General features: G+C 70.5%; 21 protein-coding genes and 3 pseudogenes. 17 read left to right on the forward strand and 7 right to left on the reverse strand.

What is annotated here, in order from left to right:
- Positions 1 to 61: 61 nt before the first annotated feature.
- Entirely contained in the window at positions 62 to 520 is a 459-nt protein-coding gene (locus tag CES90_RS25550) for a CBS domain-containing protein (protein WP_189786518.1), read from the forward strand.
- Between the two features lie 217 nt (positions 521 to 737).
- Here the strand turns inward: CES90_RS25550 and CES90_RS25555 are convergent, their stop codons facing one another.
- On the reverse strand, positions 738 to 899 hold the full coding sequence (locus tag CES90_RS25555; protein WP_308437911.1) for a hypothetical protein: 162 nt from the start codon (positions 897 to 899) through the stop codon (positions 738 to 740).
- Positions 900 to 1005: 106 nt separating this feature from the next.
- On the opposite strand from CES90_RS25555, the gene CES90_RS25560 reads away from it, so the two are divergent.
- Both CES90_RS25560 and CES90_RS25565 read left to right on the forward strand, forming a co-directional pair.
- Positions 1006 to 1464, forward strand: coding sequence for a 1-acyl-sn-glycerol-3-phosphate acyltransferase (locus CES90_RS25560; protein WP_189786520.1), 459 nt, complete (start codon positions 1006 to 1008; stop codon positions 1462 to 1464).
- Between the two features lie 59 nt (positions 1465 to 1523).
- Positions 1524 to 2051: a DUF6448 family protein gene (locus tag CES90_RS25565; RefSeq protein ID WP_189786521.1), complete on the forward strand. Its 528-nt coding sequence runs from the start codon at positions 1524 to 1526 to the stop codon at positions 2049 to 2051.
- 49 nt (positions 2052 to 2100) lie between these two features.
- Here CES90_RS25565 and CES90_RS25570 read toward each other — a convergent pair whose 3' ends face one another.
- The 3 genes and pseudogenes from CES90_RS25570 to CES90_RS25580 form a co-directional block, all read right to left on the reverse strand.
- A complete protein-coding gene (locus CES90_RS25570; protein ID WP_189786522.1) occupies positions 2101 to 2628 on the reverse strand; it encodes a CBS domain-containing protein in 528 nt (175 codons plus the stop codon).
- A 70-nt stretch (positions 2629 to 2698) separates the two neighbouring features.
- Complete coding sequence (gene ftsH, locus CES90_RS25575) at positions 2699 to 4654, reverse strand: ATP-dependent zinc metalloprotease FtsH (RefSeq protein ID WP_189786523.1); 1956 nt, start codon at positions 4652 to 4654, stop codon at positions 2699 to 2701.
- Between the two features lie 291 nt (positions 4655 to 4945).
- Positions 4946 to 6142, reverse strand: a pseudogene (locus CES90_RS25580) (IS110 family RNA-guided transposase).
- Between the two features lie 368 nt (positions 6143 to 6510).
- Between CES90_RS25580 and CES90_RS25585 the strand changes: the two are divergent.
- Positions 6511 to 7536: a 6-phosphofructokinase gene (locus CES90_RS25585; protein WP_189786524.1), complete on the forward strand. Its 1026-nt coding sequence runs from the start codon at positions 6511 to 6513 to the stop codon at positions 7534 to 7536.
- Positions 7537 to 7613: 77 nt separating this feature from the next.
- Here CES90_RS25585 and CES90_RS25590 read toward each other — a convergent pair whose 3' ends face one another.
- Both CES90_RS25590 and CES90_RS25595 read right to left on the reverse strand, forming a co-directional pair.
- Positions 7614 to 8501 (reverse strand): universal stress protein, encoded by an 888-nt coding sequence (locus CES90_RS25590; protein ID WP_189786563.1) that lies wholly within the window; start codon positions 8499 to 8501, stop codon positions 7614 to 7616.
- Between the two features lie 189 nt (positions 8502 to 8690).
- Positions 8691 to 9415: pseudogene (locus CES90_RS25595) on the reverse strand (universal stress protein); the annotation flags it as partial.
- A gap of 231 nt (positions 9416 to 9646) precedes the next feature.
- Here CES90_RS25595 and CES90_RS25600 point away from each other — a divergent pair.
- The 9 genes and pseudogenes from CES90_RS25600 (at position 9647) to CES90_RS25640 (ending at position 19609) form a co-directional block, all read left to right on the forward strand.
- Positions 9647 to 10513, forward strand: a complete 867-nt coding sequence (locus tag CES90_RS25600; RefSeq protein ID WP_189786525.1) for a universal stress protein — start codon at positions 9647 to 9649, stop codon at positions 10511 to 10513.
- Positions 10514 to 10616: 103 nt separating this feature from the next.
- The gene (locus CES90_RS25605) at positions 10617 to 12092 is read left to right on the forward strand and encodes a bifunctional aminoglycoside phosphotransferase/ATP-binding protein (protein ID WP_189786564.1); all 1476 of its coding nucleotides are present in this window, start codon (positions 10617 to 10619) and stop codon (positions 12090 to 12092) included.
- A gap of 21 nt (positions 12093 to 12113) precedes the next feature.
- A complete protein-coding gene (locus CES90_RS25610) occupies positions 12114 to 12473 on the forward strand; it encodes a hypothetical protein (protein ID WP_229914237.1) in 360 nt (119 codons plus the stop codon).
- A gap of 115 nt (positions 12474 to 12588) precedes the next feature.
- Positions 12589 to 13616, forward strand: a pseudogene (locus CES90_RS25615) (alcohol dehydrogenase catalytic domain-containing protein); the annotation flags it as partial.
- Positions 13617 to 14084: 468 nt separating this feature from the next.
- Positions 14085 to 15875 carry an acetate--CoA ligase gene (gene acsA, locus CES90_RS25620; RefSeq protein ID WP_189786526.1) on the forward strand — a complete coding sequence of 597 codons (1791 nt, stop codon included), beginning with the start codon at positions 14085 to 14087 and terminating at the stop codon, positions 15873 to 15875.
- Entirely contained in the window at positions 15872 to 16957 is a 1086-nt protein-coding gene (gene pdhA / locus CES90_RS25625; protein WP_189786527.1) for a pyruvate dehydrogenase (acetyl-transferring) E1 component subunit alpha, read from the forward strand. The genes acsA and pdhA overlap by 4 nt, the downstream gene beginning before the upstream one ends.
- A 2-nt stretch (positions 16958 to 16959) precedes the next feature.
- Complete coding sequence (locus CES90_RS25630) at positions 16960 to 17955, forward strand: alpha-ketoacid dehydrogenase subunit beta (protein ID WP_189786528.1); 996 nt, start codon at positions 16960 to 16962, stop codon at positions 17953 to 17955.
- Between the two features lie 2 nt (positions 17956 to 17957).
- Positions 17958 to 19361 carry a 2-oxo acid dehydrogenase subunit E2 gene (locus CES90_RS25635; RefSeq protein ID WP_189786529.1) on the forward strand — a complete coding sequence of 468 codons (1404 nt, stop codon included), beginning with the start codon at positions 17958 to 17960 and terminating at the stop codon, positions 19359 to 19361.
- Positions 19362 to 19363: 2 nt separating this feature from the next.
- Positions 19364 to 19609: an acyl carrier protein gene (locus CES90_RS25640; RefSeq protein WP_189786530.1), complete on the forward strand. Its 246-nt coding sequence runs from the start codon at positions 19364 to 19366 to the stop codon at positions 19607 to 19609.
- Between the two features lie 138 nt (positions 19610 to 19747).
- Here the strand turns inward: CES90_RS25640 and CES90_RS25645 are convergent, their stop codons facing one another.
- A complete protein-coding gene (locus CES90_RS25645; RefSeq protein WP_189786531.1) occupies positions 19748 to 20608 on the reverse strand; it encodes a CBS domain-containing protein in 861 nt (286 codons plus the stop codon).
- Between the two features lie 175 nt (positions 20609 to 20783).
- On the opposite strand from CES90_RS25645, the gene CES90_RS25650 reads away from it, so the two are divergent.
- Genes CES90_RS25650 through CES90_RS25665 form a run of 4 tightly spaced genes read left to right on the forward strand, consistent with a single transcriptional unit; the run spans position 20784 to position 24145 of the window.
- Positions 20784 to 21284: a V-type ATP synthase subunit E family protein gene (locus CES90_RS25650; RefSeq protein ID WP_189786532.1), complete on the forward strand. Its 501-nt coding sequence runs from the start codon at positions 20784 to 20786 to the stop codon at positions 21282 to 21284.
- 23 nt (positions 21285 to 21307) lie between these two features.
- Positions 21308 to 22243 (forward strand): V-type ATPase subunit, encoded by a 936-nt coding sequence (locus tag CES90_RS25655; protein ID WP_229914238.1) that lies wholly within the window; start codon positions 21308 to 21310, stop codon positions 22241 to 22243.
- A gap of 37 nt (positions 22244 to 22280) precedes the next feature.
- Positions 22281 to 23729, forward strand: a complete 1449-nt coding sequence (locus tag CES90_RS25660) for a V-type ATPase 116kDa subunit family protein (protein ID WP_229914239.1) — start codon at positions 22281 to 22283, stop codon at positions 23727 to 23729.
- Positions 23726 to 24145, forward strand: a complete 420-nt coding sequence (locus tag CES90_RS25665) for an ATP synthase subunit C (RefSeq protein WP_189786534.1) — start codon at positions 23726 to 23728, stop codon at positions 24143 to 24145. The genes CES90_RS25660 and CES90_RS25665 overlap by 4 nt, the downstream gene beginning before the upstream one ends.
- The last annotated feature ends 2 nt before the right edge of the window (positions 24146 to 24147 follow it).

Consider the following 24147-nt stretch of genomic DNA (forward strand, 5'->3'; position numbering starts at 1 on the left):
AGATCCCGTGCCCCACGAAGGCCGGTCCGTTCGACGGCCGCAGAAGGCAGGGACTCCTACCGTGCAGATCCAGTACGTGATGAACACGCCGCCGGCCAGTGTGCCCCGTACGACTTCCCTCGAGGAGGCGGCACAGCATATGGCCCGTGCCGGCGTCGGGGCCCTGCCCGTGGTCGACGACGACCGGGTGGTCGGCATCGTCACCGACCGCGATCTGGTTGTACGGGCGATGGCCCACGGACTGTCACCACAGGCCAAGGTGGAGACGGTCATGTCCCACGCCCCGGCGACCGTGGACGCCGAGACAGCCGTCGCGGTCGCCCTTCTCGTCATGCGGTCGGTTCAGGTGCGTCATCTTCCGGTGGTGTCCGAGGGCCGCCTGGTCGGCATGATCTCCTTCGACGACCTGTTCTGGCAGCTCACCCAGCAACTGTCGGACCTGGCGGCCGTGGTCGACGCTGCCAGGAAGATCCCCGAAGTCCTCCACGGCGGCCAGCAGGCTCCCCTGCCGCATGGCTGACCGATCCCGGCTCTGCAAGGGGCGAACAGCGGACGGCAGGGCATGGAGAGATCACCGTCAGCGGGGCGGAGGCCCGGCAATTCCAGACCCACCGGACGGAGCACGACCCCTCGGCCGATGCCGCGATCCACGTGTCCGGCCGCGGTTCCTGCCCGACACGGCCCTCGTCCCCCTCCGTCGGCCCGATGGGATGGCAGACCGGTGGGAGAAGCTCCTCCTACGGCTCTTGGCGCCACATTCTGGAGTCGCCGCCGCGCCACTCGACCAGGTCGGGATCATCGATTCCCTCGTGTGCTTCCGGCAGGCCCGTACGACGCAGAAACTGCAGAACATCGAGCAGGTGATAGGCCGTACCCACCTGCTCACCGCGAATCGTCACGCGCCTTCCACCATCCGGTCCTGGCGGATGCACGACCACTGGTGCATGTTGAGCCACCGTCCCAGCGTCACCCTGGCCACGACCTGCCGCAATCCGGGTGACGCCCATGGGTGCCCCCGTCGACCGGGGAACGGAGGGCGCCCGGCCGCAGGACGACGTCGATCGAGCGGTTCCCGGGCAGGACGCCCAAGCCGCACTGGCCGCGGGCCGGTCCGTCCTGCTCTACCCGGAGGGCGGGCTCCCGCACCGCAAGGGCGCCCGCGAAGGCCCGCCCCGGCCCTTCCATCCGGGCCTCTTCCATCTCGCGCACTCGACCGACGCCCCGGTCGTGCCGCTCGGCCAGGCCGGAGCCCGTGCACTGGCATCAGGCGGCCTTGTCGAACAGGTGGCCAGGCTGCTCAGCGCTCCGCTGCACCGCCCGAGACTGTATGTGCACGTGGGAGCATCGCTGTGCCTCGGCAGCGAACAGGCCCGGGCCCTCGCCGTGGCCCGCAGCGGGCTGACCCAAGCCTGGTACACCGCTGCCCGACGACTCGGCAAGCCGCTGAGGCCGGTCGGGTCCTGAAGACCGGACAACCGGTGTCAGCCCGATGATGGAGATAAGCCGCGAAAGAGGTGATGGCCATGCCCCCGCACTGTGATTCTCTCGACGGTCCCGTCGTCACGGCTGCGCGCAAAGCCCTGGAAGGAAGGGATGTCGACCAGATCCTGCCCTACGTGCCCGAAGCAGGAGAGCCGGAAGTCCGTGAGGCGTTCGGCCTCACCGCCAAGGCGCGGACACTCGGCCACGAGGCACAGGAAGTGGCCGACCGCTGGTTCTTCGAGACGGTCGTCCGCGTACACCGTGCCGGAGAAGGCGCTCCCTTCACAGGGCTCAAGCCGGCCGGGCTCGATGTCGGACCGGTGATACCGGCTACCGAGCGTGCCCTCGACGGCGGCTCCGCGGACGAACTGACCGGGATACTCTGCGGGATCGTCCGTGAACAGGTGGAAGAGCGGCACGGCCGCGCCATGGCGCTCAAGGAGCACGCCGCTGAAGGGGTGGCGGGCGCCCGCGCATACGTGGAGGCCGACCTCGGCCTGCAGGTGTGGGCACACCACCTGTACAAGCAGGCAACCGCTGCCCCGCATGCGCCAACCCAGCGATCATGAAGCAGCGGCGTCCGAGTGTCACTCCGGTGAGCGCCCAAGCGGTGGACAGTCAAGGCACCGCCGTGCCGCGGTAACCCCGCCGGGGCGGGGGCCCGGGCAGCACGGTGGGCGGGGCCTGCGGCCTGATGTCGGCGGGTCCCTTCTGCGCCGGATGGTCGGCGAGGGCCGCGACGATGTCGGCTGCGGTGAGCACCCCGGCCAGACATCCGTCTTCGTCCAGTACCGGGAGGGCGTCAGTCTCGGTGTAGGTCATGAGGTCGGCTGCGTGGCGTACGGTCTGCTCCGCGTGGACGAGCGCCGGTCTGCGGCCGGGCAGGAGTTCGTCCACGCGCAGGCCGGACAGCGAAGCGGCTGGTGCCGCACAGGCGACCGCCACGTCGGCCCTGTCCAGCAGGCCCGCACAGCGACCGTCCGGACGCACGACCGGAAGGTGACGGGAGCCGGATCGCTGAAGCAACTCCCAGGCCACGAGCACAGTTTCGTCGACAGCGATCGTGACGGCGGCGGTGCGCATCACGTCGGCCACCGTCCGCGCCAGGACCTGTTCATCGTGGATCTCCCCCGGCTGCCGCTCCATGGCCGCGTCCCTTCCTGATCGTGCTTGTTGTGTGCGCCTCGTGTTTGTGCGCGCGGGTGTCTCTGTGGCGTTATGGGGAGGGCGGCGGCTTCCCTGCCGCGGCGGGGTGGTGGCCGTCCGGCCGCTGCCGTCGTCGGAGTACGTCGAGGACTACGGACCCGTCGACGGTCTCGCGGACGGTGAGCAGTTCGGCGAGGGTGTCCAGCGCCTTGCGGTGCTCACGGAGCAGATCCACCGCGCGTTTCTCGGCCTGCCGCACCAGGCGGGCTGCCTCCTCGTCGACGATGCGCTGGGTCTGCTCGGAGTAGGGCCGGTGCAGCGTCTCCTCGGTGCTTTCGCCACCCAGGAAGCGGGGGGCGCCGGAGCCGTATCCGACGGGGCCGAGGGCCGGGGACAGGCCGAACTCGCGGACCATGCGGGCGGCGATCTGGGTGGCGCCGGCCAGGTCGTCGGCGGCTCCGGTCGAGCCCTCGCCGAAGACGACCAGCTCGGCCGCCCGGCCGCCGAGCCGTACGGTGAGCAGGTCGGTCAGATAGCTCTCGCTGTACAAGTGCCGTTCGGCTTCGGGGAGTTGCTCGGTGGCGCCCAGCGCGGGCCCGGAGGGCAGGATGGTGACCTTGGCGACCGGGTCGGCGTGCTCGCACAGGGCCGCCATCAGCGCGTGCCCGGATTCGTGGACGGCCACGGAGTGCCGTTCCGCGGGGAGTAGCGCGTTGGTGGACTCCCGCCGCCCGAGCAGCAGCCGGTCGCGGGCATCGCCGAGGTCCTTCGCGTCGATGACGGCACCGCCTGCCCGGACGGCGTTGATGGCGGCCTCATTGACCAGGTTGGCCAGGTCCGCGCCGGAGAAGCCCGGTGTGGCCCGGGCGACGGTGTCCCAGTCGACATCCGGTGCCAGCGTCTTGCCACGGGCGTGGACGGCCAGAATCGCCGCCCGCTCGGCCTGGTTGGGCAGCGGCACCGTCACATGCCGATCGAAACGGCCCGGGCGCAGCAGGGCCGGGTCGAGGGTCTCGGGCCGGTTGGTCGCGGCCAGCACCACGATGCCGCTGTCCTGGTCGAAACCGTCCATCTCGGCCAGGAGCTGATTGAGGGTCTGCTCGCGTTCATCGTTGCCGCCCAGCCGGGCACCCCCGCCGCGGCGGCTGCCGACGGCGTCGATCTCGTCGATGAAGACGATCGAGGGGGCTCGTTTGCGCGCCTCGGCGAACAGGTCACGCACCCGTGAGGCACCGACGCCGACGAACATCTCCACGAACGCCGAGCCGGTCACCGACAGGAACGGCACCTCCGCCTCGCCTGCCACCGCACGGGCGATGAGCGTCTTGCCGGTGCCCGGCGGCCCCACCATGATCACCCCACGGGGGCCCTTGGCCCCCGCGATCGCATAGCGCCCCGGGTTACGCAGGAAGTCGACGATCTCGCTGATCTCCTGCTTGACCCCCTCGTAGCCGGCCACGTCCTCGAAGCGGGTGGTGGGCCGCTCCGTCTCGATGATCTTGGCGCGGGCCCGCCCGATGGCACTGAGCCCCCCGCCCAGGGTCCGGGCCGCCCGGCGGCCGCTCCACACGAACAGGGCGACGATCAACAGCAACGGCAGGACCAGCGCCAGCAGCGTCCCCCAGGGACTGCCGTCCCTGCTCTGGGACGCGGTGATCTCCACGTTCTTGGACTGCAGCTGCTGCTCCAGCCGGCTGTTGTCCAGAGCGGTCGGTATCCGAGAGGTGAATTTCGTACCGTCCTTGAGGGTCCCCTTGATCGCGCCCTTGTCATTGATATCGACCGTCTTGACCAGACCGCCGCCCACCTTGCCGACGAAGTCGCTGTACGAGAACGACGCCCCCTCTTGGGGTGAGGGGACTCGCATCAGCACCACGAGCAGCAGGGCCAGCGTGGCGACGGGCAGCAGCCAGCGCCCCCAGGAAGGCTTCGGTGCAGGGGGCGGCGGCCTGGGCGGCTCACGCGAAGGCCCCGGCTTGACCGAGCGTGACAGATGCCGCTCCGGCAGACGGACTGGTGTGATCAACGGACGGCTCCCTTGAGGAAGGAGGAACCTCGGGCGAATCTGGGGCTGGGCCGTTCCCTGAACTCGAAGGAGTGTGGAGCGCTGGTCGGCGTCCCACTTCCAGAATGCCCTCTCCGCCACGGGCAGGTCCGAACGAACCGAGTCGGGGTACTTCCCGGCACAGGTCACCACACAGACCTCACCGAAGGAACCGGCCGACCTGGACCAGGATCCTTGGTCCTCCTCACACAAAACAGTGGGCGACAAGCCCGGCGGACAGGGTCCCCAGGAGTGAGCTTCCTCATGCTGTTGTCAAGCAGCCTCGGTGACGGGTGGTGTGACTTGGTAGCACCGTCGGTCACGGATCAAGGCCCACATGACGTTGACGCGTCGGCGGGCGAGGGCGAGTACCGCTTGGACATGCTTCTTCCCCTCGGCGCGTTTGCGGTCGTAGAACCTCCGGGAGTTCGGGTCGTAGCGGACGCTGACCAGTGCGGAGGTGTAGAAGACGCGCTGGAGTCTTCGGTGGTGGGTGAGCGGCCGGTGGAGGTTGCCGCTGACCTTGCCGGAGTCGCGAGGTGCGGGGGCGACGCCGGCGAAGGCCGCCAGGGCGTCCGGGGAGTCGAAGTCGTCGAGGCTGCCGCCGACGGCGGCGAGGAATTCGGCACCGAGCACGGTGCCGATGCCAGGGACGCTCAGGACGATGTCGGCGAGTTCGTGCTCGCGAAACCGGTCCTCGATGAGCCTGTCCGTCTCGGCGATCTGCTCATTGAGGGCCATCACCTCCTCGGCCAAGGTGTGGACCAGCTTCGCGATGGTCTTCTCCCCAGGGACGGCGGTGTGCTGTCGCTCAGCGGCCTCGACTGCCGCTTCGGCCAGGGCTCTTGCGTTTCGGACCTTGCGGTTGGCCAGCCACTGCGTGAGTCGCGCGACTCACGTGCGGCGGATCGCGGCCGGGGTCTGGTAGCCCGTCAGCAGCCTGAGCGGGCCGGCGTTGGTCACGTCCAAGGCCCGTTCCAGAGCAGGGAACATGCTCAGCAGGGTGCCGCGCAGGCGGTTGACGACGCGGGTGCGGTCCTCGACCAGGTCGGCCCGGCGTCCGGTCAGCAGCTTGAGCTCGATGGCGGCTTCGTCTCCGGGACGGATGGATCGCAGGTCACGGCGCATCCTGGCCTGATCGGCGATGACGTAGGCGTCGCGGGCGTCGGTCTTGCCCTCGCCGCGGTAGCCGTCGGCTGCCCGGTTCACCAGGCGGCCGGGGATGTAGAAGACCTCCTGGCCGTGGTTGACCAGCAGGGCCAGGAGCAGCGCGGGTTCCCCGCCGGTCATGTCGATGGCCCAGGTGACCTGGCGGCCGTCGGCAAGGTCGAGGACGTCGCCGATCAGCTTCAGCAGCTCGGGCTCGTTGTTGACGACCCGTCGCGACAGCAGCATCTTGCCATCGGCGTCCAGTGCGAGGCCGTGATGGTGGCCCTTGCCGCTGTCGATCCCCGCCCATATCCGGCTCATCATGCTCCTGACGTGCGTGTTCGTGCTGTTCGTGCCACGGACGACCTCGCCGGCATTGCTCTGCACAGCGACTTGTTCGCACTTCCTAATCGGCGGCCGAGTCGTCGTGGGGCGCTGGGCGGCGAAGCTTGCTCAGCCACGAATCGGCAGCCGCCTGATAGCCACACCCAGCACCCCTGGGCGACCCAACCCTACGAATGGCTCGATCAACCCGATCAAGAAGGTAGAGCCGCCTGAACCCGGCGTCCGTCGAGTGGCCACCCCGGATCGAATGGAGGGAGGCTGGGAGGAGGCAATCCATATGACGGCGGTCCGACCGCCGCGAGAGCCGCGTCCAGGCGGGGGGTTCAGCGGATGGGAGGAAGCCCATGAAGGTCGGAGTGCTGACCGGCGGCGGTGACTGTCCCGGCCTCAACGCCGTGATCCGCAGCGTCGTCCGCAAAGGTGTCCAGGAATACGCCTTCGACTTCGTCGGGGTTCGGGACGGCTGGCTCGGTCTGCTCCAGGGTGATGTCATGCCGCTGGATATCCCCGGCGTGCGGGGGATTCTCCCTCGCGGCGGGACGATCCTCGGCTCCTCCCGCACCAACCCTTTCAAGCATGAGGACGGCCTGCGTCGCGTGCAGGACACCCTTGCCACGCACGGCGTGGACGCGCTCGTCGTGATCGGCGGTGAGGACACGCTCGGTGTGGCCACCGAGCTGAACCGGCAGGGAATCCCTCTTGTGGGCGTGCCTAAGACGATCGACAACGACGTGTCCGGGACCGATTACACCTTTGGCTTCGACACTGCCGTCGGTATCGCCACCGAGGCCATCGACCGCCTCCACACCACGGCGGAGTCGCACATGCGCACCCTGGTGGTGGAGGTGATGGGGCGGCACTCGGGGTGGATCGCCCTGCACGCCGGCGTCGCGGGCGGTGCCAACGTGATTCTCATCCCGGAGCGGCCGTTCGACATCGACCAGGTCTGTGAGCAGGTGAAGAGCCGGTTCAAGATCAATTACGCGCCGATCGTCGTGGTCGCCGAGGGGGCTGCCCCCAAAGAGGGGCAGACTGTACTCAAGGACCAGTCGCTGGACGAGTTCGGCCACGTGCGACTGTCCGGCATCGGCGAATGGCTGGCCCAGGAGATCTCGGAGCGCACCGTCAAGGATGCCCGCACCACGGTCCTGGGTCACATCCAGCGCGGCGGTACCCCGAGCGCTTTCGACCGGTGGCTGGCCACACGTTTCGGCCTGCATGCCATCGACGCGGTCAAGGACGGTGACTTCGGCGTCATGGTCGCCCTGCGGGGCACCGGGATCGTCCGCATCCCACTCGCCGACGCCACGGCGCAGAACAAGGTGGTCGATCCGTCGCTGTACGACGAGTTCGAGGTGTTCTTCGGCTGACCGGCCCCGGCGCTCACCTCGGCGCTCACCGGATCACTGTCAGACCTGCAATCCTCTATCCGACCTCCGGCCTGCCGTCATCCTGCGTGCGGTACGACCGCCACCGGGCAGCGAGCATGGTGCAGTACGGCGTGCGTGACCGGACCCAGTCGACCCTCGGCCGCACTCAGGTCGACACGGCGTCCCACGACGAGCAAGTCCGCACTTCGCGACGTGTTCAAAAGCGCTTCCGCGGGGTGGAGCAACACGACATCTGTGTGGACCGCCACACGAGGGTACTTCTCCTGCCAAGCGCGCAGGGCGTCGGAGAGCTGTAGGACCTCCTGGTCCTCCCAGGTGGCCCGGTCCTCCTCGGTCACCACCAGGGTGCGAGGAGACACGGACTCGGCGGGAAAGGCCCATGCCTGGACGACCCGCAGGCGGGCCCCGTGTGCCTCGGCGGCCGAGAACGCGAAGTCCGCCACCTCACTGACCGGGTGATGCGCATCGAACCCTGCCACGACCCGAGACGTGCCGCGTGCCAGGTGGGTTCCTTCCACGAAGGTGCCAGACGGCTGAGGCACCAACACGACAGGGCAAGGGGCTGCTGCCGCCATCCGCAGGGCCACCGAGCCGACCGCGAGACCCTCGAACCCGCCCGTCCCCCGTGTGCCGACGACGAGGAGCCCGGCATCGCGGGCCGCGGCGAGAAGGGCCGTGTCCGGCGCGTCATCGGCGTGCTCGCCCCGGACTTGCAGGTCCGGGTAGCGGTCGCCGAGTTCGGCGACCACCCGCTGGAGCATCCGCGCGCCCACGTGCCGCAGCCTGTCCCCGGCCGGGCCCGGCACGGCAGTACCCGGAAGCGGTGGAGAGGCGTGGAACAGACGCAGCGGAACACCACGCAGCGCGGCCTCCCGCGCCGCCCAGTCGGCCGCCGCCGAGCTGCGTTCGGACCCGTCGACACCCGCCAGCACAGAGTGACTCATCGTGTCCTCCTTCGCCCGGGCCTCCGCCGGCGTCGCCACACGAGTCTGTCTCCTCTCTTCCACTGTTTCACGGCACGACTGCTCAGGCGCCCGGATCGGATGCCGGGTCGCGGGAAGGTCCTGGCGGACCAGTTCGCAGCCCGTCCAACGGTCGCTCACGCAACGGCCGGCGTCTTGCAGCGGATTCGGCAGACCGACGTGCCCATGCCGCCTGCGGGCGCCGACAACGAGCAGATCAGCACCGGCCAGAAGTGCCCGCCGCGCCGGCCTTCGACCACCTCGCTGCTCACCGGCACCTCCTGATACCGCTCCGCAGCGTCGTGCAGCGCCTCAGCAAGCACTTGCGCCGGCGGGCGCTGGAGGGCTTGGAGGGCGTATCCGGACACGCCCGGAGGCGTAGGGTCCCGACCGGGACGCTCCAGGCATGCACCGCCACCAGCCGGCAGCGCCGCACATGGGCCTCGCGGAACGCGAACTGCACGGCCGTACCGCTGCCCTCCCCGTCCTCGACGCCGACGACGATGTCCCCGAACCGACTGCCTCGGCGCTCCGTCCCACCACGCACTAACGACCACCGGGCAGTCGGCGCGAGCGGCCACGGCCAGGCTGACCGAGCCCAGAAGCATCCCGGCGAGGGCTCCGAGCCCCCTGGAACCGAGCACCAGTGTGAAGGCGTTGCGCCCCTTGTCGACCAGGGCGGCGGCCGCGTCCTCATACAGCACCTCGCTCGACAGCCGCACGGAGGGATCCCCTGCCCCGGCACGCTTCGAGGCACCACTGATCACGTCCGCCCGCTCGTCGTCCCGCGCTGCGGCGTGCAGGTGGTGGAGCGGCACATCGTGCCGGACCGCCTCGTCGGCGGCCCAGTCCACCGCCTCCAGGCTCGCCTCGGACCCGTCGATGCCGACGGCCAAGGGACGACCAAGGGAATCGTCACCGTCCCTGTCTCCTTTCGTGCCGGATTGCGCGCCTCGCGTCCCCCTCGTCCACAGACCCGAAATGCGCCATGGAGGCGGTTGGGGTACTCCTCGAATGAGAGACCGCACTGCTCGGCATGTCGGCGACGTCCGGACCACGCACTCGATCGGACTCGTTCACCGTCATCCCCATCATTTCCAGCTTCGTACGAGACGGAGGCCGTCGCCATGCAACCAGTCGTCACCGTGGGCCTCGACGGCTCACCCGAGAGCCTTGCCGCGGCCCGCTGGGCCGCCGACGAGGCCGAGAAGCGCAAGCTCACCCTGCGCCTGCTGCACGCGTGGCCACTACTGGCACCGGAACCGACCCGCGTCCCCTCGGAAGTCGATCAGAACTACTGGGCGAAGCGTCTGGTCCACACCGCGCGATCGGAGCTCCAAGCACGTCACCCGGGCCTGTCCATCGTCGGGAACCTCGTCGCCGACGATGCCGAGAACGCCCTGCTCCACGCGGCGACGGAGTCGGAGATGATCGTGCTCGGTTCCCGGGGGCTGGCGCCCGTCGAGAGCTACTTCCTGGGCGACGTCAGCATGCCCGTTGTGGCACGGGCCGAGCGGCCGGTCGTACTGGTCCGCGCCGAGACCCCGGAGGGGGCACCCCCAGCACCCGCGAGCCGCGTGGTCGTGGCCCTGAAACTGCACGGATCCTCCGACGACCTGCTCGACTTCGCCTTCCACACCGCCGCTGCCAGGAGAGCTCCACTCCTGGCCGTCCACGGCCGAAGCGTGCCGCTCCACGCACGTGTGCCCTGGGGCGTGGACCGCGACATCACCGAAGAGATCACGCGGGACGCGCAGAAGCAGCTGAGCAAGGCGCTGCACCCCTGGTGCGAGAAGTACCCGCAGGTGGACGTGACCGACGGCATCCGTCTCGAAAGCCCTGCCAAGGCCGTCGTACGGGCCGCCGAAGGCGCTGCACTTCTGGTCGTCGGCCGACGCAAGCAGCGTCCTGGTCTGGTGCCCCACCTGGGTCCTGTTGCGCAGGCCGCCATCCATCACGGGCACTGCCCCGTCGCCGTCGTTCCCCATGACTGAGCCCGGGCTCCATGAGAAGTCGGTGCGGTCGGCGCCTCGAACCGACGCGTCCGAGCTTTGGTCCGGTGCCCGACGCGACGGCGAACCACTGCCGCGCGCGGAGGTGTGCGAGACCCACACCGCGATCGTGTTCTTCGTCGGCGACCGCACCTACAAGCTGAAGAAGCCGGTGGATCTGGGATTCCTTGACTACACGACGGTGACGGCCCGCCGGGCGGCGTGCGAACGCGAAGTCGCCCTCAACCGCCGCTTCGCCCCCGACGTCTATCTGGGTCTGGGTGAGGTCAGAAGCCCCGACGCGCAGGCGCCCGAACCGCTCGTGGTGATGCGCCGGATGCCTGAGAACCGTCGCCTTTCCCGTCTGGTATGTGAAGGGGTCGCCGTCGACGATGTCCTGCGTGCCGTCGCCCGGCATCTTGCAGCGTGGCACGCGGACGCGCCCCGGAGCCGGGAGGTGGACGAGCAAGGCACGCGGGACGCTCTGTCCTCACGTTGGGAGGCCAGCTTCCAGCAAGTCCACGCACTGGCCGACGACGGCGTCGTGCCCGATGAGGTGACGGAGGTCGAGCGGCTCGTGCGCCGCTATCTCGCCGGCCGCAAGCGGCTGTTCGACTCCCGTATCGAGCAGGGACGGGTGGTCGACGGCCACGGCGACCTGCTCGCCGAGGACATCTTCTGCCTCGACGACGGGCCCCGCGTCCTGGACTGCCTGGAGTTCGACGACCACCTCCGCTACGTCGACGGCCTCGACGACGCCGCGTTCCTCGCCATGGACCTGGAACAGCTCGGCGCCCCTCAGGCCGCGGCGTACTTCCTCGCCCAGTACGGCGAGTACTCCGGGGACCCCGCACCGCCTTCCCTGTGGCACCACTACGTCGCCTACCGCGCGTTCGTCCGCGCCAAGGTCTCCTTGATCCAGGCACGCCAGGGCGCGCCTGGCGCGGAGGCTGCGTCGCGGCGGCTGGTCTCGGCGACGCTGCGCCACCTGCGTACCTCCGCCGTCGGCCTGACGCTCGTCGGCGGGCTGCCGGGCAGTGGGAAGTCCACCCTCTCCGGAGCGCTGGCCGACCGGCTGGGGGTCACGCTGCTCAGCAGCGACCGTCTCCGCAAGGAGCTGGCGGGGATCCCGGCTGAGCAGTCCGCGGCGGCCGGCTACGGCGAGGGCCTGTACACGCCCGAGTGGACAGCCAGGACCTACGCCGCTCTGCTCGACCGTGCGTCCGCCCTGCTGTCCTCCGGCGAGTCCGTCGTCCTGGATGCCACCTGGTTAGATGAGGCACAGCGCGAAGCGGCTCTGCGCGTGGCCGAACGCACCAGCGCCGATCTGGTGGCCCTGCACTGCCACGTGCCGGGCGACGTGTCAGCGGCCCGCCTGAGCACGCGCGCTCCCGGAGCGTCCGACGCCGGCCTCGGCATCGCCACCGCCATGGCGGCCAGGGAACAGCCGTGGCCCGAGGCCGTCGTGGTCGACACCAGTGGACCGTTGGAGTCCGCCGTCTCCCACGCGCTGGCTGTTGTACGCCCTTGGGGAACCGGCCAGGCCCCGGTCTTCCGCCGCCCCTACATGGAGCCGGACTAGGTGTTCTGTCCACGGAGGTTGGTGACGCAGGTCTCGGCGGGCCGGGCGGAAGGCCCCGTAGATGGACTGGATGTACTTGGTCCGGGAGACCGACTGCCGGACGCGGCCGTCAACGTCGTAGGCCCTCCCCAGCGGTTGCACGGGCTGCTGGCCGGTCCGGGCGTGCACCTGCTGCTGCAGCGCGACGCCGACCCGCCACCGGACACGGTGACCGGTCCCCACGTCGCTGTCCTCCGGCTGATGAACAGCCCCGGTCGCGGTCTGGTGGCCGTCCGCCCGGACGGGCATGTCGGCTTCCGGTGCGGGACCGTCGACCCGGCCGGGCTGACCGACTCGCTGGCCCTGATCGGGGCAGTGGCATCTCCAGTCAGCCGGCCATGAACGTCAGTCGACGGTGCTCGACGGCCCGGCACCGGAGCCGCTGCCCGGTTGCCCGGGCGTCGCTCCGAGGCGACGGTGGAGACAGGCGGTCACGCCAACCTGGGAGTGGGTGACCATGCGAGCCCTCGTTTACCACGGCCCCGGACAGATCTCCTGGGACACGGTCGCGGATCCGGCGATCGAGGAGCCGACCGACGCCGTCGTGCGCGTCGACGCCACCACCCTCTGCGGCACCGATCTGCACATCCGGCGTGGTGAGCTGCCCGAGGTGAAGCCAGGAACAGTCCTGAGCCACGAGGCCGTCGGCGAAGTGGCGGAAGTGGGTCGCGAGGTCCACTCCACCACCGTCGGCGATCAGGTGATCGTGTCGTCCATCTCGGCCTGCGGCCGTTGTCAGTTCTGCCGGGACAGCATGTTCGGACAGTGCCACGGCGGGGGCGGGTGGATTCTTGGGAATCTGATCAACGGAACCCAGGCCGAGTTCGTACGGGTCCCTTTCGCCGACTACTCCACCCGACGGCGGCCCGGCACCTTGGCGCTCGAAGACGCCGTCCTGCTCGCCGAGGTTCTCCCTACCGCTTACGAAGTGGGAGTCCGGAACGGACACGTGGGCCCCGGAGACACCGTCGTCGTGGTGGGCGCCGGTCCCGTAGGGCTCGCCGCGGTCATGACCGCGCGCGGCTCTACTCGCCACGCAGGATCATCGCTGTGGACCTGTCCCACTCCAGGCTCGAAGCCGCCACCCGGCTGGGTGCCGACGCCGCCGAACTGCCCGGACGGCTGATCGCCGACCTGTCAGAGGGACCCGGCGCCGACGTCGCCATCGAAGCCGCCGGAGACCCGGACAGCTTCGTCCTGTGCACGCGAGTCGTACGCCCGGGCGGGCACATCGCCAACATCGGCACGCATGGCAAGCCGGCCATGCTGCACCTCGAGGCACTGTGGCACAAGAACATGACGATCAGCACCGGCCGGGTGGACACCTCCTCCACACCCTGGCTGCTCGACCTGGTGACGTCCGGACGCCTGCACATCTCTCACCTCGTCACCCATACCTTCGGCCTCGACCGGATGGAGGACGCCTACGAGGTCTTCTCCCACGGCACCGACACGGGCGCTCTCAAGGTGGGGCTCTACCGCGAAAAGCACCCGGCCCGAGCGCAGTCGCGACAGCCCAGCGGCTGCGCCCGCTCCGCTGGCCGGCCTCTTGGCCTGGGCCGTTCGGCCCTAGTGATCGCCGGTGGACTGTGCTGCTATGGAAGTGAGCCGAGGGCAAGCCATGAGACGCGAGGAAGCGGAGAGAAACCGCGCACCGCGTAATCCGGGTCCGCGAGAAGCGGGCGGCCCTCGGCTCCACGATGTCGGAAAGTAGCCCGCGGTGGCTCGGACCAGCGGGGCCTGGGCCTGCGCCGAGGTCGACCCGCTGCCGTCGGTGGCCCCGCCCTTCAAATCTGCGGTTCTGCGAACGGTTGCCGACCCGCCACACGTTCCAGTGTCTGAGGACCGAATCCCACAGGTCCTGCCTGAGGACCGATCGGCCTCGGCCCGCAGTGCGGCTACGCCCGAGGCGGGCGACCCTGGAGACAGAGGCAGGCGTCGGGAGGAGCGCCCATGCGCTGGGAGACGATCTCCAAAGACACCACACACGGCGTCGCACCGAATCTCGCCGACTACGACCGGGCCCGCTCCGCCTTCGCCTGGTCGCAGGCGCGCACCGCATTGGACGGGCTGCCCGGCGGCGGGCTCAACATGGCCCACGAGGCGGTCGACCGGCACGCGGCGTCCGGTCACGCGGACAAGGTCGCGCTGCGGTGCGTCGCCCGGGACGACTCCGTCTCGACCGTCACGTACGCGGAACTGGCCCGCCTCACGGCCCGCTTCGCGAACGTGCTTCGGTCGCTGGGCGTTGGTCACGGGGACCGGGTGTTCACCCTGCTGGGCCGCTGCCCTGAGCTCTACACCGCGGTGCTGGGCGCGCTGAGGAACACCAGCGTGCTGTGCCCGCTCTTCTCCGCCTTCGGCCCCGACCCGGTGGAACAGCGGCTGCGTCTCGGCGACGCGCAGGTCCTGGTCACCACCGCGGCCCTCTACCGGCGCAAGGTCGCCGAACGTCGGGCATCGGTTCCCGGCCTGAAACACGTCCTGATCGTCGGACCGGGCGCGGAGGACCTGCCCGGTACGGCGCCCTTCGACGACCTGATGTCCGCCGCCCCGGACACCTTCACCATCCCGCCGACCTCGCCCGACGACATGGCACTGCTGCACTTCACCAGCGGCACCACCGGCACTCCCAAGGGCGCGGTCCATGTCCACGAGGCGGTGGTCGCCCACTACGCCACGGCCGCCTACGCGCTCGACCTGCACCCCGAGGACGTGTACTGGTGCACCGCCGACCCCGGCTGGGTCACCGGCATGTCGTACGGGATCATCGCTCCGCTCATCCACGGCGTGACGGTGGTCGTCGACGAGGGCGACTACGATGCCCGGCGCTGGTACCGGATCCTCGGCGAGCAGCGGGTCACTGTTTGGTACACGGCCCCCACGGCCCTGCGCATGCTCATGCGCGCCACGCCCCGCCAGGGCCCGTACGATCTGCCGCGCTCCTACGACCTGTCGGCCCTGCGCTTCATCGCCTCCGTCGGCGAGCCCCTCAACCCGGAGGCCGTCGTGTGGGGCCGGGACGTACTGGGCCTGCCGGTGCACGACAACTGGTGGCAGACGGAGACCGGCTGCATCATGATCGCGAACTTCGCGGCCAGCGAGATCCGGCCCGGCTCGATGGGACGTCCGCTGCCCGGCGTCGACGCTACCGTGCTGGAGCAGGGCGAGGACGGCCGGGCACTGGTCACCGACGGCAAGGTCGCGGAGGTGGAGAGCCCCGACGTCGAGGGCGAGTTGGCGCTGCGGCCGGGCTGGCCGTCGATGTTCCGCGGCTATCTGCACGACAAGGAGCGCTACGACGCCGCGTTCGCCGACGGCTGGTACCTGACCGGTGACCTGGTCCGCCGGGATGCCGACGGCTGGTACTGGTTCGTGGGGCGCGCCGACGACGTCATCAAGTCGGCGGGACACCTGATCGGCCCGTTCGAGGTGGAGAGCGCGCTGATGGAGCACCCGGCAGTGGCCGAGGCCGGGGTGATCGGACGGCCGGACCCGGTCGCCGGGAACGTCGTCAAGGCGTTCGTATCGCTGCGCCCCGGTGTCGAGCCGACGCCGGATCTGGAACGAGAACTGCTCGCCTTCTCCCGCCGCAAGCTGGGGCCCGCGGTCGCTCCCAGGGAGCTCGCGTTCGACCAGAACCTGCCCAAGACCCGCAGCGGGAAAGTGATGCGCCGTCTGCTGCGCGCACGTGAACTCGGCCTGCCCGTAGGCGACTTGTCGACCCTGGAGGGATCCGAATGACCGTGGCCCGCCCCACCCGCACGCGGAAGGACTCGGCGCCCCCGAAGTCCGGCAAGAAGGCCAAGACGACCAAGGGGAACGCGAGTGCCGGAGTTCCGTCCGGGCGCGGGGCCACCGGACACCGGACGGATCTGCTGGAGTCGATGCTGCGCATCCGGCGCTTCGAGGAGCGGTGCGTCGAGCTGTACAGCGCCGCGAAGATCCGCGGGTTCGTCCACCTCTACATCGGCGAGGAGGCCGTCGCCGTCGGTGTGAACGAGGCACTGACCCCCGAGGACGCGGTCGTCTCCACGTACCGCGAACACGGTCACGCCCTCGCTCGCGGGATCACGGCCGAGGCCGTCATGGCGGAGATGTACGGCAGGACGACGGGATGCAGCGGTGGCAGGGGCGGATCGATGCACCTGTTCGACGCGAGCCGCCGCTTCTACGGCGGCAACGCCATCGTCGCCGGCGGACTCCCCCTGGCCGCCGGCCTCGCGCTCGCCGACCTCATGCGCGGACAAGACCACGTCACCTGCTGCTTCTTCGGCGACGGGGCCTTCGCCGAGGGCGAGTTCCACGAGACCGCGAATCTGGCGGCCCTGTGGAAGCTGCCCCTGCTGCTGGTCTGCGAGAACAACCTCTACGCCATGGGCACTGCCCTGGAGCGGCACGAGGCACAGACGGATCTGGCCATGCGCGCTGCCTCGTACGGCATGGTCGCCTGGGCCGTGGACGGCATGGACGTCGAAGCCGTCGAACATGCCGCCAGGCGGGCCGTGGAGGGCATCCGAACCGGCACCGGACCGCATTTCCTGGAGCTGCGCACCTACCGCTTCCGCGCCCACTCGATGTACGACCCGGACCGGTATCGCCACAAGGCGGAGGTCGAGCGCTGGAAGGAGCGGGACCCGATCGGCCTGCTCACCGACCGCATGCGCGAGAACGGTGAGCTGGGCGACAAGGAACTGGCCCGGATCGAGCAGCGCATCACCGACGAGATCGACCACGCCGTCGAAGCGGCGGAACAGGCGCCCGAGGAACCGGTCGAGCACCTGCTCCACCACGTCACCAGTTCCTCGGCAGAGGCGGTGAGTTGACCGTGGGCGCCGGCGAAACGCAAGAGGCGAAGACGACCTACCGGGAGGCGATGCGCGAGGCGCTTCGGGAGGCCCTGCGCGCCGACGACCGTGTCTTCCTCATGGGCGAGGATGTGGGCCGCTACGGCGGATGCTTCGGCGTCAGCCTCGGTCTGCTGGAGGAGTTCGGCCCCGAACGCGTCCGCGACACCCCGCTGTCGGAGTCCGCGTTCGTGGGTGCCGGCATCGGCGCGGCCCTGGCCGGGCTGCGGCCCATCGTCGAGATCATGACCGTCAACTTCAGCCTGCTCGCCCTCGACCAGATCCTCAACAACGCCGCCACCCTGCTGCACATGTCGTGCGGCCAGCTGCCCGTGCCGCTGGTCATCCGCATGACCACGGGCGCCGGACGGCAACTCGCCGCCCAGCACTCGCACAGCCTCGAAGGCTGGTACGCGCACATCCCCGGCATCCGCGTCCTGGCCCCCGCCACTCTGGAGGACGCCCGGCACATGCTGGCCCCGGCGCTCGCCGACCCCGACCCCGTACTGATCTTCGAGCACGGGAGCCTCTACAACGTCTCCGGAGAACTCCTCCCGCTCACCGAACCCGTGGACCTGGACCATGCCACGATCCGCCGCCCCGGCACCGACATCTCCCTGATCACGTACGGCGGTTCACTGCCCAAGGCTCTCGCGGCGGCGGACGAACTATCCGCCGAGGGCATCAACGCCGAGGTGATCGACCTGCGCACGCTGCGTCCCCTGGACGGCGCGGCCATCACCGCTTCGGTGGCCCGTACCCATCGTGCGGTGGTCATCGACGAAGCGTGGCGGACGGGAAGCCTCGCCGCCGAGGTGTCCGCGCGCATCGCCGAAGAGTCGTTCTACGACCTGGACGCGCCCGTCGAGCGGGTGTGCAGCGCGGAGGTGCCCATGCCGTACGCCCGGCGGCTGGAGGAGGCCGCCCTGCCGCAGACCGCCGACATCGTCGCGGCCGCGCACCGGACGGTGGACTGATCATGGCCGAGTTCACCATGCCGTCCCTCGGCGCCGACATGGACGAGGGCACGCTCCTGGAATGGCTGGTCTCGCCCGGAGACCTCGTGCACAAGGGTGATCCGGTCGCGGTCGTGGAAACCGCGAAGTCCACGATCGAGGTGGAGTGCTTCGAAACCGGGACCATGACGGAGCTGCTCGTCGAGCCCGGCACAACGGTTCCGGTGGGCACACCGCTCGCGCTGATCGGGCCGGCCGAGGAACAACATCCCGCCCGTCACGCGCCGGAGAAGGGCAGACCTTCCGAACGCGCCTGGCTTCCCAAGTCCCCTGAACTCCCTTCCCCGCCACCTGAGCCCACCCCGGTCCCGGTGTCAGCACCGCCAGCCGCCCCTCCTCGCGGCCACATCGAGGCGGGCCCCTTGGTCCGGCACCTCGCGGAGACGAGCGGCCTCGACCTGGAGACACTGCACGGCTCCGGACCCGGAGGACGCGTTACCCGAACCGACGTCGAGCAGGCGGCGGCCGCCCGAGCCACCGCTCAGCCACCGCGTGTGCGGGCCACGCCCCTCGCCCGGCGCCTCGCCGCCGAACTGGGCGTCGACCTCGCCACGGTGAAGGGGACGGGCAGGAAGGAGGCCGTCCGTGCAGCGGACGTACGCCACGCGGCCCCCGGCCCCTCGGCCCCGCCCACGCCCGCAGGCGCCGCCGCAGTACGCCCTTCCGCTGTACGACCTCCTGCCGCACATCCGTCCGAAGACCGGGCGGCGGCCATGCGCCAGGCGATCGCCGGCCTGATGAGCCGCGCCAACCGGGAGATCCCCCATTACTACCTCTCCACGACCGTGGACATGACCGCCGCGATGGACCGGCTGCACGAGCACAACCGGACCAGTACGGTCGGTGAACGGCTGCTCCCCGCCGCCCTGCTGCTCAAGGCGGCTGCCCTGGCGGCCCGCGAGGTACCGGAGTTCAACGGCTTCTGGACCGATGACCACTTCACGGCCGGCGACGGCGTCCACCTCGGCGTGGCCATCTCCCTGCGCGGTGGAGGGCTCGTCGCCCCCGCACTGCACCACGCCGACACCCTGACACTCCCCCAACTGATGACCGCCCTGAAGGACTTGGTCACCAGGGCCCGCACGGGCAGGCTCCGCGGCTCGGAAATCTCCGACGCCACGATCACAGTCACCAACCTCGGCGATCAGGGCGTGGAGACGGTCTTCGGAGTCATCTACCCGCCCCAGGTGGCCCTGGTCGGCTTCGGGCGGGTCGTCGACCGGCCATACGCCGTCGACGGCCTGCTGGGCGTGCGCCCCGTGGTGACAGCCACCCTCTCGGCCGACCACCGGGCGACGGACGGTGCCGTCGGCGCCCGGTACCTCACCGTGGTCTCCCGCCTCCTGCAGAACCCGGAGCGGTTGTGAACATGAACCGAACCGATGCACTGGACATGGTCAGGCAGTCGATCTCATCCGTCATCCCTGACGCCGACGTCGCCGCGCTCGGGCCCGACGACGCGTTCCGCGACGTGTTGGAGATGGATTCGCTGGACTTCCTGAGTTTCGTCGAGGTTCTCAGCGAACGGTCCGGCGTGCGCATCGAGGACGAGGACACACCCCGGCTCACCACACTGTCCGGCAGTGCCGACTTCCTCGTCGCCCACACGCAGTGACTGTGCGGCGCGGACGCTTACGGCACAACCCGGTGAGGGTGGCCACGGACCTCCGCCGTCACCAACACATGCGGCATGGCCCACCCTCTCGGGGCGGATGCCGAAGAGGCAGCGACGCCCCAGCGAACCCGTGACAGCTCAAACCGCTTCGATCTCATAGACGACATCGACCACGTCGTCGATGTCACGCACCACTGCGAGAAGTTCGGGGACGAGTGCCTTGTCCAGCCGCCCCGTCATCGTCACCACACCGTTCTCCACGGCGACTTGGACGGCGCGCGGATCCAGCAGGTGCTGAGCAGCCAGGGACTCGACCTCGGCCCGGATCTCGGCGTCGTCACGGATCAGGGCCCGCAGCAGGTCACTCCGGCTGACCACGCCGACGAGCCGACCGCGATGGTCGGTCACGGGCAGCCGCTTCAGCCGCGCGTGAGCGGCGGTCCACGCGGCATCCGCCACTCGCTCCGCCGGGTGGACGGTGACGGGCGGGAAGGTCATCAGCGTGGCCGCCGTGTCACCGTGGCTCTTGTCGTACAGGCGGTGCTGCCGCAGTCTGCCGACAGGTCCGTGCCTGCGCGGTTCCGCCATGACTGCGGCCTTGGCCAGCAGATCCGACTCCGAGACGACACCGATCACGTGGTCGTCGGCGTCGACCACCGGTACGGCGCTCACCTGCTCGCGGGCGAGTGTGTGGGCCACGTCCAGGAACGGCATGTCGCCGGGGACAGAGGCCGCCGGAACCTGCATGACGTCCCGTACGCGGAGGGTGGCCGGTTCTCGGGTGGGCGGCTCGGGCGCGGTAGTGGCGGGCGGCTCGGGCTGCTCCCGTCCGGGGGCGGGCCTGGGCTCCTCGGCGCTCCTCGCCGACGCGGCGGCGGCGACGGCCGCGAGATAGCGGCGCAGCGCGTCCTGGCGCGGTTCTTCCTGGGGTGTCCAGGGGCGGCCCGGCGTGGTGCGGCGGGTTTCCTTCTCCGCGGAGCGTTGCTCGAAATCGCTCACGGCTGCCTCCCGGGGGATGCCGTCCACCTACGGGGTCAGTCTGGCATCGATCGACTGGTACGGCCTGTGGGCCGAACGGCACCGCCTGAGGGACTGGCGGCCCGGTGCGGCGCGACATGCCAACGCCTACCAAGGAGACTGGGAAGCGGGATGTGGTCCCACTGGAGGAGAGTTCGTGACGGGTTTCCGGGACTTTCTGACCCGGTTCCGGCCGGCGGCGTCGCCCGGCCGGGCCGCGCCAGGTGGTGTGCCCGCAGACCGCTCCGCCGAACTCCGTGCGGAACTCGCACCTCCGCTGGCCCTGCTCGAACAGGCGGAGGCGGAAGCCCGGGCCATACGCGAGCGGGCCGACGTGGCCGCCGCGTCACGCCGACGGGAAGCCGCACGGCAGGCCGAGGAAATCGTGGCAGAGGCGCGTGCGGAGGCCGACCGGGTACGGGAGCGCGCCGCCGATCAGGTACTGCGTGCGGCAGAGGACGAGGCGACGGCGCTGCTCGACGAAGCGGAACGCGAGGCCGTCGCTGTACGTGACCGCGCCGGGAGCCGGACGCCCGCGCTCGCCGCACGCGTGGTCGCGCTGGTGCTGGAGAATCTCACGGCGCACCTGGTGTCTTCTGCGCCACGGGAGGGGCATCGATCTCCGGGCCGTGGGCGGCCTCAGGAGGGTGGTCCGTGATGGGGGCGGGATGGGTGGCAGGCGTGACCCGGGCACGCGCCCTGCGGACGAGGTGTCTGCGTGCCGAGGGGATCAGGAAGGTGGCCGCGTCGCCCACCCTCGAGGACGCTCTGCGCTACTTGGCGGCCACCCCCTACCGGCACGACGTCACCTCGGGCGCCACGCCGGCCGAGGCCCAGCGGGCGGTCTCGGCGACGCTGTTGTGGCATCTGCGGGTCCTCGCCGGCTGGCAACCGGCCACGGGTGCGGATGCCATCCGGGCGCTCGCCGCAGGGTTCGAGATCTCCAACACCGAACACCACCTGAGGGCTCTCACGGCCGAACCGCGACAGCCGGGAATGGAACGCCTGCACCCACCGCCCTACCGCTTGGGTGCGCTGGCGATCGCCTGGACCCGGCTCGCCCGCACTCGTACGCCGTCGGAGCTGCGCACCGCGCTGTCGGCCTCCGTCTGGGGTGACCCCGGGAGCGACTCACCGGCTGCGGTCGCCACTGGTATGCGGGTCTCCGCCGCCATACGCCTCGCCACTGCTGTTCCCGACGCGGCGCGCTGGGCGGCGGCCCGGCTCACCCTGCTGCTCGGCCGAGAGGTGTTCGTCGTGGGCCGCCGGATGCCGGACGTGTCCGCCCGCCGGGCGGCCCGCCTGCTCGGCCCGCGAGCGGTGGGGGCGGGGTCGTACGCCGACTTCCGGCAGGCGTTGCCGGCCACCGCGAGGTGGCTGCTGGACGACATCGACGACGAGGCGGACCTGTGGCGGGCCGAGGCACGGTGGTGGGACGCCGTCGATGGCGACGGCCGGGAACTGCTGCGCCAGTCCGCCTTCGGTCCGCGGCCGGTCGTGGGGGCAGTGGCACTGCTGTCCGCAGACGCGTGGCGGACCCGAGGTGCGCTGGAAATGGCCGCCCGGGGCGGTGGCCTCGGGGACTGGCCCGCGGAGGTGCTCAGTGCTCCGGGCTGAGGCCGCGATCCCAGTCCGGATGCGCAGGGTGGCCATCGTGGCCCCCGAGAAGGCGCTGCGGGAAAGCCTGGTACGGATCGCCGAGGCGGGCTGCGTCGAGATCGACCTGGCCGGGGACGGGGGGCCGGAAGTCCGCGGGCCGGCGGCGACGCGCTTGCAGCGGCTGCGCGCAGAGCCGGCACACCCAGTTCTCAGCGAAGTTCCCCTCGACCTGGATGCCCTGGAGCGCGAGGGCCGGGCGGATCTGCTGGCCGGCGAGGCGCAATTGGAGGAACGGATCGGCAGTGCGGTCCGGCACGGCACGGTCGCGGCGCTGGCTGGCTGGTGCCCCGAGACGGAGGTGGGCGCCACGGCGGCGCGCATCGCCGGTGCCGGGGGCGCGCTGGTGCCGCTACGCATCCCGCGCGGTATCGACCCGCCGACCTTGCTGACCGGAGCGGCCACCGCACCCCCGGCCCATCCCGCGACGACCGTACGCCGCTCCTTCACCCCCCTGGTCACGACGTACGGAACCGTGCCCTACGCCGACCTCGACCCCACCATGGCGGCCGGAATCGTCTACGTGGCGATGTTCGGCCTGATGTTCGGCGATGCCGGGCACGGGCTGCTGCTGGTCGTGCTCGCGTTCCTGCTGCGGGCGGGCCGGCCGCGCCGACTCGCGGCGCTGCGTCCGCTGTGGCCCTTCATCGCCGGAGCCGGGCTGGCCGCCACGCTGGCCGGGGTTGCGTACGGCGAGTTCTTCGGCCCCACCGGAGTGCTGCCCGTGCTGTGGCTGGAACCGCTGGAGGAGCCCATGCGGCTGCTGGCCGCAGCCGTCGGGCTCGGCGCCGTGCTGCTCGCCGTCGCCTACGCCGCGGGGATCGTGAACCGGTGGCGGGAGGGCGGACCCTCGGCGGCCCTGTACACGACGACCGGGATCGCCGGGGCGGCGCTCTATCTCGGTCTCGCCGTCGTAGCTGGGTATGTGTGGCTCGGCCAGGTGGCGTATGGCGTGGTGGGGGCCGTGATCGCCGTCGTCGGGCTGGGTCTGGCCGGGGCAGGGCTGTACGCGACCACAGGGGGTGGTCCGGGCGGTGCCGTGCAGACCGGTATTCAACTGTTCGACGCGGTGGTACGGATCGGCTCGAACGTCGTGTCCTTCGCGCGGCTCGCGGCCTTCGGCCTGACGCATGCAGCGCTGGGCGCGATCGTCTGGGACGGCACGACGGCTCTGACGGGCCGGGGCCCGGTGGGTGTCGGCGCGGCAGCACTCGTCTTCCTGCTCGGCAATGCACTCGCCTTCTCGCTGGAGGCGCTCGTGGCAGGCGTCCAGGCGCTGCGGCTGGAGTTCTACGAACTGTTCTCCCGGCTCTTCGAGGGCGAGGGCCGCCCCTTCAAACCCTGGCACCTGCCCGTCCAGCACCTCACGCCGTCTTCGGTCGCCACCGGGGCGCCCACAGCGGCGGAGGCCGTCCCGCACGCCCAGGCGAGGGAGGAGTGGTCGTGATCACCTGGTTCTTGGCCCTGCCCGTCATTGTCGCGGGGTTCGTCGCCGCACGCCTTGTGCTGCGGCGTTCGGACCGCAGGACGGCCCTGTGGTGGATGGTCGCCGCCGACGCCGTGCTCCTGGTGGCCGCCACCGTGGTGCTGACCCTGGCGCTCGGCGGCGGATCCGCGCAAGCCGCGACCACGACGGCACAAGAGTCCGGCTCCGGATCCGCCGCCCTGATCGGCGCCGCGATCGCGGTGGCCGGGGCGACGATCGGGGCGGGCATCGCCGTCGCCTACACCGGTGCGGCGGCCCTCGCGGCGCTCAGCGAACGGCCCGAACTCTTCGGCCGGGCCATGGTCATCGTCGGCCTGGCCGAAGGCATCGCCATCTACGGGCTGGTCGTCGCCGTGATCCTGATCGGGAAGGCGTGACC

Source organism: Streptomyces capitiformicae, assembly GCF_002214185.1.
Taxonomy (GTDB): Bacteria; Actinomycetota; Actinomycetes; order Streptomycetales; family Streptomycetaceae; genus Streptomyces; species Streptomyces capitiformicae.